The following is a 13,411-nucleotide window of genomic DNA, read 5'->3' as shown; positions in this document are numbered from 1 at the left end:
CGGGGGGGCCGCTCACGGCCTTTGGAAAGCTGCCTTCCGGGCCATGGCGGCTCAACGATCGCCAACGCGACCAGTGACGGCGATGGCCACTATGCGTTTCGCCCGGCGCTCGCTGGCACGTACAAGATCCTCGCCGGATCATCGCCGACGATCATCGGCGACCTCTCCGATTCATCGGTCGAGCCGCACCTGGGCGGCGCGGAGGTGCTCGACCTGATCCTGCGGGAGGGAGATCAGATCGCAGGCCTGGACCTCCACCTCACGGCTGCGTCGACTGTCACGGGTGTGGTGAGAGATGCGAGCAGCGATCCGGTCGGCGCCGCCCGGGTCGAGTGCTGGGCAACCGTGACGGACCGCGAAAGCTTCCGGGCGACAAGCTTCATCACCGTGCCACACACCCGATGAGGCGCGGATGGCGCCTTCACCATCGGGGGAATGCGACCCGGCCCGCACCGTTTCCGAGCGATCGTGGGAGACCGGATCTTGGCCTGGGTGACAATCGAACTTGGCGCGAGCACGACCGCCGACGTCGTTCTCGTCGTTCACCAGGGGACGATGATGACGGTCAACATCAGCGGAGGTAGCATCTCGAGCAAGCCCACCTTCCTTTCCGTCAATGACGCCAGCGGCACCACGGTGACCGGTGCCAGCGTCCAGGAGGCGAGCAGCGCGGTCGTCGGTCCCCTTTCGCCGGGCGACTATCGGATTCGCGTCAGCGGGAAGGGAGGGGGGCCTTGGCCACCCAGGACGTCTCCGTCGACGGGCGGCCCGAGCAGACGACCACCCTGACGATCGAGTAGCGATTGCGCTCGTGATGCGAGCGTTTACTCTGTTCCTGAGCACTAGGTTCCCTGTCCCTGTCCCTGTCCCTGTCCCTGTCCCTCTCGTCGACGTATGAATTCTCCTTTGCCGCTCCTCTTGCTCTTGGCGACCTTTGCCACGGCGGTCAGCGCGCCTGCGCAGGAATCCAGGCCCGAACCACTCGTCTCGACCGCTGACGACGTCGTCGAGCGCATCGACCTTTGCTTGACGAAGCTCACCAAGCTCCAGGAGGACGGCCACTGGTCCGACGTGACCACCACGGCCACCGTGCTTCTGGCGTTCAGCGGCGAGGGACACTCCGCCGGTCGCGGGCCCCACGCGAAGAGCGTTCGCCAGGGAGTTCTGTGGCTGTCCAAGCAGGCCGACCCGAAGACCGGCCTGTTGGGCTACGAAGGTCAGTACGACGACTTCGCTCACGCCCTGGCCTTGAACGCGATCGCCGACGTCGCCGCCCTGGATCGGAGCGTCGTGGGGAAGACCATCACCAGGCGGCTCGTTCAGGGCGCTCTCACGCGTCAGCAGGAGGGCGGCCTCTGGGGGGCCGAGAAGGCAACCGTCGAGACCACGGCACAGATGCTCGTGGGCTTGAGCCGCGCCCAGGCTGCGGGCGCCGACGTCCCTTCAGAGATCATCCTCAGGGCTCTGGGCGCGCTCGATCGAATAACGGACGAGGAGTCCGGTCTGGTCACGCCGTTCAAGAGGGCTGGCGCGATCGACACGACCCAGGCGACGTGCGCCGTGGTCCTGGCGAAGCTCTTGCATGGGAAGCTCCCGGCGACGGACAAGCTACTGGGGAAGTCCTGGAAGCTCATGGGGAAGGAACTGGATGAGAAGAGCCGCAACATCAAACTCTACCTGCGCGCGGGAGACCTGGAATTCTGGCGCTGGACCCTTCTGTGCCGTTTCCAGATGGGCGCTGACAAGAGCTGGCGCTGGACCGGGTTCCAACGGGCAGCGGCCGCGGCGGATGCGGCCCTCGATGGGGACTCGGAGGCGCCAGCCATGGATCTCGCGCGTTCCACGCTGGTCTTCGGCGCTGGCTATCGATACCCGCCGGCGACAGAGAAATAGCGGGTGACCCAGTCCAACTAGTGCCCCGAATCAAAAGTTCGTCGCATTAGTTTCGCCTGTTTCGCTCCGTAGCTGCGTTGCCGAACCTTGGACGGAACTACTGCTACGCACTGCGGTTCGGACGCCTTGCTACGAAACGAAACAGACTGAAACTAATGCGACGAACTTCTGATTCAGGGCACTAGTGCCCCGAATCAAAAGTTCGTCGCATTAGTTTCGCCTGTTTCGCTCCGTAGCTGCGTTGCCGAACCTTGGACGGAACTACTGCTACGCACTGCGGTTCGGACGCCTTGCTGCGAAACGAAACAGACTGAAACTAATACGACGAACTTCTGATTCGGGGCACTAGAGTTCCGCTCCATCTACCCCAGCTTCGACCGAGCGGTGCAGAGTGAAGCAGCGAGTCGAGGGATGTCTGGTCCAGACTCCCCTTCATGATTCGCGAGATGAAATCGCCAGCGCGATCTGGCTGGTGGTCTGTGAGGTGGCGGCTTCGCGCAAGCAGCTCGCTCTGTCGCCGCGGCATACAAGGGGCGGGGACGCATCTTAGCGGCCCCTCGCGAAGCGTCGGTCACGGCCGGAGCATCAGATGAACGGCGTGGGAGAGGCCGGTGCCAGAAGGGGTGCTGTCCCGATGCCAGAGCTGCGCGCTTCGCAGGTCTCCGGCGCCAAGGCCGCTTTGGTTCGCGGCGTTTAGCCAGACGACCTCTCCAACCCCCACGCCATCGATGACCACGGGGCCCCGTCGGCCGATAGGGGGGCCCACGGAGAGGGTGCCCCCCGACATGAGCGAAGACTCGCCACGAGCCTCGCCGATCACGAATACACCCAGCTGGCCCACTGGGCAGCGCGACGCCCGAAGCTTCAATTGCCCACCGGCGGCGAGGCTCGAAAGGCTCGACGTGCCGACGAGCTGGATCCTCCCGCGAGCACCGGTTGAGTTCGCCTCGTTGAAGCAGTAGCTCGTCCCCAGCGGATGGTTCAAGTCATAGGCGTAGGGCCCGATATCCGCCGGAGAACCATCCGGATCGGAGGGCCCGCTCCCAGCGTCGATGCAGGGGGAGATGCGCCGGAGATGGAGGTCATCGGGACCAAACGTGATCGGGTCTCCGAAGAAACAGGTGGAAAGGTCGGGCTGGCCGGTCAGGCTGCCCTGTGCCACCACTCCCACGTCCCAAAAAATCGAATCCTGAAAGCCCGATAGGTCCTGGCCCGCCGCCCTGTAGCCCACATGGCAGCGAACGACCGCTGACCGGAAGACGTACAGGTCCCAGCCGTTCGAGAAGGCGGTCTCGATGTCGGTGAAGATGCATCGACGCACGATGGCACGCCCGCCGACATGGACCCCCAGGCCCTGCCGCAGCACACCGTCTGGCGCACCCCGAAACCAGAACCCTTCGATGCTGACATCGCTGGCCTGGACAATCACGCCGAAGGGGTCCGGGGCGGAGCGATCGATGATCGTCTCCATGGGGCCTCCTTGTGCCTCGATCACGAGATGGTTGGTCGTCACGGTGAATGGGGAGTATTCGCCCGGTAACACGACGACCGTTGTGCCAGGCATGCAGCTCGAATCGGCGAGTGCCTCGACGATCCCGGGAAATGGATCCTCGAGCGTCCCTGTTCCAGGCCCGGGGGCATCGTCGTCAACGAAGAGACTTTGGGCTGACGCGGCCGGGAAAAGTGGCGCGAGCAAGAGCAGTCGGAGGCAGTAGAGCGAGGCAGTCATGGGGCATCAAGGACAACGAACGAGTCAGAGGAAGGGCTACCGTAGGCCCGTCGAGCCTTCTGTGAGGGAGCCCACGAAGCGGGCGGCAGCCAAAGGCTGCCGTCTGACGTCGCCACGGCGTGGTTTGGGCGTGCTGGTGGTGCAAAGTCGTGAAGAATGGAGCCTTGGAGTCTGCACCACAGAATGCGATTGCGCGAGCACAGCCAGGATTCACGCCCGCGGCGTTGCGCCGAACCCCAATGGCATCCAGGTCTGTCGGCTACCGAGCCGTGGGGGCGCCCCGGTCCTCCCCAATGAGGCCGGTGGCCCCGCTTTCGTCACGGATTTTCATGGGGTTTTTCCCGGGTGGCCGTGTGGTGCCGCGTCCGGTGGTTCGGAAGGAGCCAAAGGCGGCAGGTGCCTCTGAAGAAGACGCCTCGATGGAGCCTTTGGAGTCGCCTAAGAGTCAGAGGTACATCCGCTCGGAAGAGCCAGGGCCGAGCCGTTCTCCACCGGGAGAGGCCGAGGTTCGAATACCGATGCCGCCTCGGCCTTGGCTACTTCAAGGGGCGGCTGAACGGTGGGAAGTAGAAAGCTGCGGAAGAGCGGCGCGCGGGCCATCGGGCTCGGCTGGAAGAAGAGACCGCTGGCCGCTCGGACGCCCCCGCGTGGCCGGTGAGGATGGGAAAGGCGAAGAATCGGAGTCCAGGCTACGGCGACTGGCGTGTCGACACCCCGCTTGGAAGTCCTACCCATCCAGGGCATACTTCCGGCGTGGACATCCAGCGCATTGAAACAGGGCTCTACTCCATCGACGTCCCCACGCTGTTCGAGAAACGACTGATCCATGGGCAGCTCCTGCGGCTGGAGCGCATGGATCGCGCCGCGGGCGAGGCATCTTTCGCCGAGGTGAACTTCTTCGTCGGCTTCACCGCCGAGGAGCGAATCGACGATCCCCGGGGCGACGACGCGGAGACCGTGAGGGAGGCGCTGCTTGATGAGGTGTGGCAACGCTACGAATCGGGCGAGGCGGCGATCGCCCCTTTGCGAGTGGAGTCCGAATCGCGGAGCGCTGGCGCGCGAAGGGCGCTGGTTCGATTGGAGCCGACGAGTTGGCGGCCGGAGTCGGGGCAGTTCGTCTATATCTTCATCCCTCCCTCGTCGGGCCAGCACGTGTTCTCCCGGCTCGTACTGGAGTTCGACTGGTCCCTGCGAGAACTCTACGAGTCCATTGGCGAAGGGCTCGTTGAGTCCTTGACCTGGAAGCGCGGAGCGATCGCGGACGAGGACGTGCGCCGCCAGGCAGAGAAGGCGTGGTCGGCCTTCGACGAGATGGATCCAAAGAAGATCGAGTCGATCACTTATCGCTACCGCGAGATCCTCAGCCAGAACCTGCCAGAGCCCGTGGAGCCGATGGAGCCAGCGGTGCTCGACCTCACGCCCATCGAACTCGACTCGCTCACGCTCGAGCAGCTGGACGAAGCGCTGGGCCAAAGCACGGACGGTTCCCGCTCGATGGTCCTGAAGACCGCATTCTTGCCCGACGAGATCAAGGTCACGCTCGAGACAGAGTTTGACGACAGCTACGCCTTCGGGCCCGGGACGCTGAGTCTGGTCCGCGCATTGGGGGCGCTCTCCTCCAAGGACCACCCGCGGGCAGGCGAACTCCTCTGGGAGCACTGCAAGATGTGCTTCGAGGTCACCGACTATGGAGCGGGAAGCCAGAGCAACGAGGACTACTTCGGCATCCGCAATCCCGAAGACGCCCTGCGCGCAGCGGGCAAGGGAAGGATCTACCTGGGCGAGGTGCTGAACGGTGGATCCCACGACCTCTTTCAGATCGACTTCTACCCGCCGTGGGAAGAAGAACACGGCTGCAGCCTTGTCGTCAGGAACGGCGAGCTCGTGGCGACCTCCGACCCCGGGGGCTGGCTCGGCGAGTTCGAAGTGGCGGAGGGAGAGGGTCGAAAGTGAATGGAGTTCCTGGACGGTGGGCCCACGGGACACTGGGGTGCCTCCCCGCCACCCTCTTGAGTCTCGGCGACGCAAGGACCGCGATGGAGTGTCCAGCGTCATTCACAAAGCCCCATGAGCGACCACTACACCTGGCCATGGGTTGTCGTTGATCGCGGTAGCCCCCTGAGCGTGATCGACGGGCTCCGCCGCAGCCGTCGCGCCTGCGCTCCAAAGGCTCGTCCCGGTCATCTCCAAGAGGACACAGTGGTGAACGAGCCGGTCGATCGCTGCCCCTGTGGTCATGGCGTCCTTGAAGATCGGCTCCCACCGGGCGCTGTCGATGCATGGGCAGCCCGGCCAATCGGGCGCCGACGTCCGCAGGCCAAGTTCTCCGATCTGGCGATCGAAACCGCATGGACGCCTCGCCGACGCCACGGGCGAGAGCGTGGCGCAGGTCTTGACCGATAGCACGGTGGGTGATGGGGCCACAGGTGTCGCGATCATCGAAGATGTGCCCTGCCCTGTCCGTACGGTGAGAGCCGACGCCGCCCGCGACACAGGGCCAATCCATGAGTCTGCCGAAGCCCGCGGCGCAGAGGTCGTTGTGCCGCCAATCAGCAGCGCGAGCCAATCTGCACGACGCCGCGGGTGCAAGGAGCGCAACAGGACGGTCAGGCCAGTGAAGGAGTTCGGACGCCGGTGGTGGAAGAAGGAGTCGGGGGATCATCGCCAGGGCTGGCTAGAGAACACGTTCTTCCGGTCCAAGTTCGTGATCGACACGCTCCTGGTATGGACGCTACTCGCGCACGTGCCCCCAATCAAAAGTTCGTCGCATTGGCTTCGCCTGTTTCGCTCCGTAGCTGCGTTGCCGAACCTTGGACGGAACGACTGGGCGGAGGCTACGGTCGCGTGCGGTGTCCTGACCCGAATGCGAGCGCTCGGCTGGCCGAGGTCGGAGAAGATCGCTCGTTGACCTGGGGTCTGACCCGCAGCTGACGGGGCTTATCGGGCCTCCACCGGAATACTCGCGAGGAGCGCGATGAATCGAGCGTGGTCTCGCAGGAAGTCGAGGGCTGGCGTCGAGCCGAGTTCGTCGCGGTCCGAGTAGCCGGCAGCCACCGCAGATTCGATCCAGAGCAGGGCGTTCTCCTGGGCCTGGTCGCGACGTTGGACGAGGCTCCCATCCGCATCGAAATCCGTCGCGGCACGCTCCATGGCGATTCGAACCTCGCACCACGCGTCGGCGATCAGCCGCTGATCAAAGGGATCGCGTGTGGACATCGTCGAGAGCGTCCTGGCGAGGGACTCCGCCTCTGCCCATCGGCCGAGTTGACCCTCGACGACGACTTTGTTGTAAGTGATCTGGAACGCGGCCTGTGGTCCATCGACCTCGTCCGCCACGCGCGAGAGAAGGAGCTCGTGCCACTCGCTGGCCCGGTCGAGGGATCCCAGGGCCAGCTCGAATCGTTCCTGCCCGAGATCCGGAGAGTTGATGTAGACGTTGGCCAGGTTGACGTGGGCCGAGCGGGCGTCGCTGGCGCTTGGCAGGTTGTCGGGTGAACGCAGGGCGAGATCGTCGCTCGCGTCAGCCACCTCTCGCATCGCGCTACGTGCCAGCTCCCATTCGCCCTGCAGTCGCGCCACATGGGCCAGGAGTCCACAGATGTCGAGTACATCGCCGGTGTAATGGTCGAAAGCTGGGAACTGATGGGCCAGCGCTTCGGCCTCCACGCGGCACGCTTCCAGTATCGAGCGCGCCTCCAGGAGTCGGCCGTTGGCGACGTGGACCTGGGCCGCCATGAAGTCGACCCGGTTGAGGTCGTTCTGGACCTCTCGATCCCGTGGCGCCATGGCAAGCGCTGCACGGAGAGCGGTGCGCGCACGTTCCAGCGCCGGCAGTCGCGATTCGCTGCTCGCCTCGACGAGGGGAGGGCTGTAGCGCTGACGGAGCGCACGCGCGAGGACCTCGAACGCCCTCGCATCCCCGGGGAATTCGCAGCGAAGCGCTTTTGCGGCCTGGATGCACTCATCGCCCGTCGCGCGCGCTTCGTCGAACAGCGCAGCATCTGATTGGCTCATGGCAAGGTTCGTCTGGTGGGAGACCAAAGCCAGCCGGGGGTCAGGGTTGGCGGGCGCGAGTGCGATGGCATTGCAAGTCGCGTCCATCGCCCTGCGGTGCTCGACCGTGGCGTCCAGGGGGCGGCGCAACTGAGCCAACGTTCGGCCCACGCGGGCGTGACCGACACCCATCTCGAACCAGAGGTCCGCGTTCTCCTTCCATTCCAGGGGACCTTTCTCCATGAGCCTCTCGAGAAGCTCCACGTGGTGTCGTTGGGCCGCGAGGGATTCCTCCAGACGACTCAGGTCATACAGCGCATCGCCGCGAGCTCGGGTTGCGAGCGCCGTCTCGCGGATGAGGCCGGCGTCCTCGCCCCTCTCCACTCCAAGCGTCTTGAACGTTTCCAGGGCGCGTTCGATCGCCGCGAGGCGCAGGGGGGCCAGGGCCGGAAACTCATCGAGGGCGCTGTCCGAGAACTGCTCCAGAAGATGGTGGACGGCGTCGATCGCCAGGGTGAAGTGTCTGTCGGCAGACTCTAGCGCCTGACCTTGACCTACGACCGCCTCGCTCAGCTGGCGATTGAGCGACTCGACGGCGCGCACGTTCCGGGCCTGGATGAGCCCGTAGGCCAGCGGGCCCGCCGTGAGCAGGGTGGCAAGAGCCACGCCGATGCTGGAAGCGGTAGGGTGCTTCCTCGCGACCTTGACCGAACGGCGCCACAGGCCCGGAGGCTTCATGGAGATGCGACGCGCAGAGAGGAAGGCCTGCAGGTCCGAGGAGAACGCCGCAGCGGACGGGTAACGGTGGCCAGGACGCCCTTCGAGTGCACCGCCGATGATGGTCTCCAGATCCCGGGGAATCTCCGCATTGCGTCGCCTGGGACGCACGGGGTCACCCAGGAGGATCTGACGACGCAGCTCATCGGGATGCTGGGCCACGAAGGGGAGGCTCAGCGCGGCGAGTTCGTAGAGCGTCACCCCGAGGGAATACACGTCGGAGGCCACCGTCGCCTTCCCACCATCGATGAGCTCCGGCGCCAGGTAGGGCATGGAACCAAGGATCGAGCCGGTTCGCGTGAGCCGCGCTCCGTCGGCGAGGGCGGCGAGCCCGAAGTCCACGAGCACCACGCGGCCTCCGGGGGTCAGGAGCAGGTTCGAGGGTTTGATGTCCCGGTGGAGGATCCCCCGGGAATGGGCGTGTTCGAGGGCATCCGCGGCGGCGAGACCTATGCGCGCACAGACCTCGGCCCATCCTCCGGCGAAAAACGTTCCCGGACCAGAGGCTACCGTCTGGGTCTTCCAGAGCGCGCGCTCCAAGGCGAGCGCCATGTCCGCCCCCGTGAGCCGCGATGCCTCGCGATCGAGGAGCGACTGGAGAATGATCTCGAGCGAAGCGCCTTCGACGTACTCCTGGGCGAAGTAGGGGACTCCTCGGGATTCACCACCATCGTGAATGGCCGCGATTCCGGCGTGGGAGAGTCGAGCCACAGCGTCGATCTCGCGCCGGAATCGTTCGCGCGCGGGCTCGAAGAAGAGCTGCTCAGGTCGAACGATCTTCAGAGCCACATGCCGTCCGTCGTCCGCGTGCGCGGCCAGGTACACGACGCCCATGCCGCCCGCACCCAGGCGCCGCAGCAGCCGATAGGGGCCGAGGGTCTCCTGCCCGGCTCCTGGTTCGGCCAAGCCGGTGTCGTTCAGGATGCCCACCAGGGCGCGGAGCTCTCCGGCGAGGGAGGGCGACTCCGCGCAGAGTTCCTCGAGCACGGCGTCCGCCGGTTTCTCGCCGCTCTCCTCCAGGTAGCGGAAGAGCAGGTCGTCCACGGGCGCTGCGCTGGGGTCGTTCTGGCTCATTCGGCTCATCATCGTAGCCTGGACATCTCGCGTTCCGGGGCTTGAGTCGTACAGTGAAAGGGTGGAATCGGAACCGATCGAAGCCCTGACCAGGGCGGCGGCCGGCGGGGACCGTCTCGCGCTGGAGCGCTTGCTGGAGAGGCATCTCCCGGAGCTTCGGGCCTACGTGGAGCGGCGCGCGGGCGTGCTCCTGAGGCGCCACGAGTCAGGATCAGATCTGGTGCAGTCGGTGTGCCGGGAGATCCTGGAACACTCCGAAGCCTTCCAGCACACAGGCGAGGGCGCCTTCCGGCGCTGGCTGTTTACCACGGCGCTGCGGAAGATGGCGAGCCGCCGCCGATTCGTCACGGCGGACAGGCGCGATCTTCGTCGGCGCGACGGGCAGCCGAGAGCGGACACGGACGACGAAGCCGCCGACGCGCGCTTCACCACCGATCGAACCCCGAGCCAGGACGCCGCCATCCACGAAGAGATGGCGCGCATCGAGGCAGCGATGCAGGCCCTCTCGTCGGAGTACAGCCAGGTCATCCGACTTTCGCGCGTGGAAGGCCTTCCACGGGCCGAAGTCGCCGAGCGAATGAACCGCTCGGAGGCTTCGGTTCGGATGCTGCTGCACCGGGCGCTCACGGCCCTCGCCATCGAAATGAGGGCGAGGGAGTGAGTGCTGCGCGCCGCTGGGCATGGCCGAGAGGGATGTCCGGCGCTCGATCGAGGTGGTTCAGATGAACGTCACGCGCACTCCGCGGGTGAAGTTCGACGAAGGCGATCCCGTCGGCGAAGAATCCCGGTGCCACCACTGGAAGTAGAGCGTGTCCCCTGCCTGGACCGAGCCAGGGACGCCGGACGGCGTCGGGATGCCGTCCTGGTCGAAGGGCCGCGCGAGCGTACCTGTGGTTCCCGTGCTGGCGACGAAATTGCTGTAGCGACCGATGGATCCGCCGAGGCAGAGGTTGCCAGCGCTTCCTCCTGCGCCCGGGCTGAAGCCGGACGTGGTGCTCACGAGAAGGTACCCGAAGGACATCGTGGGGAGGTTGGACGCGCGCAGGGTGAGGTTGTCCTGGACGATGTACGTGCTGCCGGTGATCGAGCAGATCCCGACGTTGCCCGTGGAGTTGGGAGCGGCCGTGCAGTACTCGGCGGTCGGGATACAGAGGGCCGATTCCCAGGAGTCGATGGCCTCGCGGACGACGCTGCGGAAGAGGGATTCGATCCCCGCCCCGGTGGCGTTGTCGGCGCTGATTCCCGTCACGGCATCGTTGACCCACGCGCCGATGAAGTACTCGCGGTAGACCGTGTTGCACCCGCTGCGGAACGGCAGGCGCACGTAGGCGCCGCGGCTGCGATGCTCCTCGACGTGGCCGGGGCTGTAGCAGGCGTAGGAGCCGCCCTTGTGGGCCAGCAGAATGCCTGCGCTGAAGGCCTGCCTTTCCACGGTGTTGAGCGAGGAGGCGGCGAGTTCCTGGGCCAATGTGGTCGACGTGTTGTGCACGCCCATTCCGAAGTTCGTGCCGTTGCTCATGAGGTCATAGAACGTGGCTCTTTGGGTGCCAAGGATGCCGTTCGCCACCGCCAGATGGAGCGCCGAGAGATCGTCCAGGCGGATCTCGTTGCGCGTCATGCCGCAGAGGCAGCCGAGCGTGTGATTCAACGCGACCCCCGTGGCTCCGAACGCTGCGCAGGTGCTCTCGATCATGCTCGTGCCGTACCGGGCGCGAATGGCCTCGGTGGCCGTGTTGGAGCTGACCTCCATCATGTCCCTGAGCACGGCGGAGAGGGTGCGGGTGACCGGGTTGGAGCCCGTCGGACAGCTCCCGTTCAATCCGGCGTTCTCGGTCACCGCGGCACCCAGAGAGTCCGCGCCCAGGGCCACCCGGCGCATGGCCGTGAAGTGGTGGGCAGTCTTCATCAGACTAGCAGGCTCGAAGCTTCGGCTCTCGTTCACGCCGGCCAGCGTGGCTGGAGTGGAGTCAAGCTCTCGGAGCAGGAAGCCGCTGGTGACGTCCAGTGAAAGTCCGTCGCGCATCGCCACGTTCGTGGCGACGGCCAGATCATTGTCGTTCTGGCGGAGGACGACGTCGTAGCGCACGAGGAGGCCCGAGGTGCTGCGCTCGATGTCGATGATTCGGCTCGCCAGCTGCTCGGACAGCCGCGCCACCTCACTCCCGGAGATCTGGTAGAGGTAGTACCAGGCCTTGCCGTCCGCCGGCGTGAAAACGGCGCTGTAACGGCCTCCGGCATGCCTCTCCAGGTCGATGATTCGCGCCTGCTGGTTTTGGATCACGTCGGAGATGTCCGCGGTCGTGGCGTTGATCAGAATCCACCAGGGGGAATGGTGGACACCTGTGTTCGAGAGCCAGATGAAGGCGTAGCGCTGGGCTCCTCCCACGACGTACGGCTGGATGTCGATGATCCGCCGGGTCGGGTTGGAGTTGATCCATGCGCCGACGTCGGCGCCCGTATAGCCCGTCTGCCAGCCCTGGCTGGGGGAGAAGTCGGCGCCGGTGTTGGCGATCATGACGACCGCGTAGCGCAGGCCGTTGGCCGTCTCATAGGGCTCGATGTCGATGGCCCGGGAGTTGTTCTGTGACAGCAGAAGACTGACGCCGAGCGAGGTCTGGTCGTAGTACCAGGACCAGCCCTTGGCGTAGGCTCCGGAGTTGTGCACGAAGGATGCGGCGAAGGTCAGGGGGCTCTCATCGATGACCTCGAGATCGACGATGCGGTATCCGAGGGTGACGCGCTGGCTGACCTCCTGGGGGGTGGCGCTCGTCTGGTACCACCACGCGGTCGGCGTGGTGAGGTCTGTCTGGGCCTGGGCCAGGGCGCGGGGCGCCAGGAAGAGCGCGAAGCAGAGGCCGAAAAGACCTCTCAGGACGGGGAATCGAAGGTGGGGGACCATGGTGTTGGGTCGGGTGGTGGGCCAAGATGTGGGCAAGGGGCGGGCGTCATGCCTGCCCGCTGCGCCCATCTCCATCCGAGATCCAGCGTCACGGTCGATCTTCAAGAAACCCATGGCGCCAGCGCAGGTCGGGGGACGGCTCCCCTCGTCGGAGTCCGCGGATGGGGGCGGCGGCGAGGAGATCATTCGATTTGCCCGGGGGGGGGAGCTCCGGCGACCTGCTCGCGGGATGACCGCCTCCCACGGGGGGACGCGGGATGACAGCTCGTTCGGGGCTCGTTCTTTTCGCGACAACGTTCGACCAGAACCCCACGCTCGTCAGTGGGATTCACTCCACCGGTGCCATGCAGACAGCCGTAAGCCCTGGCACGGCAGAGATGGAGCTCCACTGCTGTACTTCCACTGGCAACGGCGATGGAACCGCGGGGGGAGCGGTGGACATGTTCCTCAGCAACTTGCCAGACCACCACGCCACGCCGCTTTCCGCTGCTGTCGATTCGTCAGACATCAGGGTCCTTGGAGGAATCTGTGGGACGGATGTGCCGCATTCACGTGACTGTTGCGGGCTTCGGGCTTCGGGCTCTTGGGGGGGGAGTTCGCTGGGCTGCTGGGCTGCTGGGCTGCTACCGAGGCAACCAAGGAAGCGGGAGGAGCGGGAGCTTGGGAGGCGCGGCGGCCTTGGGAGGGATGGATAGGTGGGAGGGGGCGAGCTTGGCCCTGGCCCACGCCTTGTGACGGGGAGGCAAGAGTGGGAGGTTCGGGGGCGCGGAGTGCGAGTTGGCCGGTGGGAAAGGTCTGCCGAGTATACTGTTTTAGGGCGGATGGGAAATTTGGCTAGAGTGCCGCGTTTGGGCTTTAAAGTGTAGTTTGGAGGGCATTTGGGGTTGATGGATTGGATCGTGGAGTTCTCGGTGATGAGCAACGACGTGCACCTGGTCGTGGAGGCGGAGAACTCAGCTGACCTTTCGAAGGGGATGGCGAGTTTGAATACCGGGTTGGGACTGAACCGGCTCTGGGGCTGAACCGGCTTTGGGGGCGGGTGAGGC

The 13,411-nt window shown here is 65.5% G+C and carries 9 protein-coding genes; 6 read left to right on the top strand and 3 right to left on the bottom strand.

The window, feature by feature from the left end; all coding sequences use genetic code 11:
* Nucleotides 1–21: 21 nt before the first annotated feature.
* The 3 genes from Poly30_RS17195 (at nucleotide 22) to Poly30_RS17185 (ending at nucleotide 1,893) form a co-directional block, all read left to right on the top strand.
* Entirely contained in the window at nucleotides 22–405 is a 384-nt protein-coding gene (locus Poly30_RS17195) for a hypothetical protein (protein ID WP_145199836.1), read from the top strand.
* A gap of 87 nt (nucleotides 406–492) precedes the next feature.
* The gene (locus Poly30_RS17190; RefSeq protein ID WP_145199833.1) at nucleotides 493–789 is read left to right on the top strand and encodes a DUF1190 domain-containing protein; all 297 of its coding nucleotides are present in this window, start codon (nucleotides 493–495) and stop codon (nucleotides 787–789) included.
* A 105-nt stretch (nucleotides 790–894) separates the two neighbouring features.
* Complete coding sequence (locus tag Poly30_RS17185) at nucleotides 895–1,893, top strand: hypothetical protein (protein ID WP_145199830.1); 999 nt, start codon at nucleotides 895–897, stop codon at nucleotides 1,891–1,893.
* 571 nt (nucleotides 1,894–2,464) lie between these two features.
* On the opposite strand, the gene Poly30_RS17180 is transcribed toward Poly30_RS17185, so the two are convergent.
* Nucleotides 2,465–3,622, bottom strand: a complete 1,158-nt coding sequence (locus Poly30_RS17180; protein WP_145199827.1) for a right-handed parallel beta-helix repeat-containing protein — start codon at nucleotides 3,620–3,622, stop codon at nucleotides 2,465–2,467.
* 753 nt (nucleotides 3,623–4,375) lie between these two features.
* Between Poly30_RS17180 and Poly30_RS17175 the strand changes: the two genes are divergently transcribed.
* The gene (locus Poly30_RS17175; RefSeq protein ID WP_145199824.1) at nucleotides 4,376–5,575 is read left to right on the top strand and encodes a DUF6985 domain-containing protein; all 1,200 of its coding nucleotides are present in this window, start codon (nucleotides 4,376–4,378) and stop codon (nucleotides 5,573–5,575) included.
* A gap of 984 nt (nucleotides 5,576–6,559) precedes the next feature.
* Here the strand turns inward: Poly30_RS17175 and Poly30_RS17165 are convergent.
* Nucleotides 6,560–9,466: a serine/threonine-protein kinase gene (locus tag Poly30_RS17165; protein ID WP_419190301.1), complete on the bottom strand. Its 2,907-nt coding sequence runs from the start codon at nucleotides 9,464–9,466 to the stop codon at nucleotides 6,560–6,562.
* A gap of 61 nt (nucleotides 9,467–9,527) precedes the next feature.
* Here Poly30_RS17165 and Poly30_RS17160 point away from each other — a divergent pair, with 61 nt between their 5' ends.
* On the top strand, nucleotides 9,528–10,127 hold the full coding sequence (locus Poly30_RS17160) for an RNA polymerase sigma factor (RefSeq protein ID WP_419190300.1): 600 nt from the start codon (nucleotides 9,528–9,530) through the stop codon (nucleotides 10,125–10,127).
* A gap of 57 nt (nucleotides 10,128–10,184) precedes the next feature.
* Here Poly30_RS17160 and Poly30_RS17155 read toward each other — a convergent pair whose 3' ends face one another.
* Entirely contained in the window at nucleotides 10,185–12,365 is a 2,181-nt protein-coding gene (locus Poly30_RS17155; RefSeq protein WP_419190299.1) for a serine hydrolase, read from the bottom strand.
* An 887-nt stretch (nucleotides 12,366–13,252) separates the two neighbouring features.
* Between Poly30_RS17155 and Poly30_RS28600 the strand changes: the two genes are divergently transcribed.
* Nucleotides 13,253–13,387: a hypothetical protein gene (locus Poly30_RS28600; protein WP_419190298.1), complete on the top strand. Its 135-nt coding sequence runs from the start codon at nucleotides 13,253–13,255 to the stop codon at nucleotides 13,385–13,387.
* The last annotated feature ends 24 nt before the right edge of the window (nucleotides 13,388–13,411 follow it).

Origin of the sequence: Saltatorellus ferox (genome assembly GCA_007751475.1) — a bacterium.
GTDB lineage: Bacteria > Planctomycetota > UBA1135 > UBA1135.
The sequence above is the reverse complement of the archived record's forward strand: the minus strand, read 5'-3'. Positions and strand labels throughout refer to the sequence as shown.

What these genes read in the sequence shown, in the direction of transcription:
- Poly30_RS17155 (WP_419190299.1), bottom strand. Translation starts at nt 12,365, where the DNA reads ATGGTCCCCCACCTTCGATTCCCCGTCCTGAGAGGTCTTTTCGGCCTC.
- Poly30_RS28600 (WP_419190298.1), top strand. Translation starts at nt 13,253, where the DNA reads ATGGATTGGATCGTGGAGTTCTCGGTGATGAGCAACGACGTGCACCTG.
- Poly30_RS17180 (WP_145199827.1), bottom strand. Translation starts at nt 3,622, where the DNA reads ATGACTGCCTCGCTCTACTGCCTCCGACTGCTCTTGCTCGCGCCACTT.
- Poly30_RS17165 (WP_419190301.1), bottom strand. Translation starts at nt 9,466, where the DNA reads ATGAGCCAGAACGACCCCAGCGCAGCGCCCGTGGACGACCTGCTCTTC.
- Poly30_RS17185 (WP_145199830.1), top strand. Translation starts at nt 895, where the DNA reads ATGAATTCTCCTTTGCCGCTCCTCTTGCTCTTGGCGACCTTTGCCACG.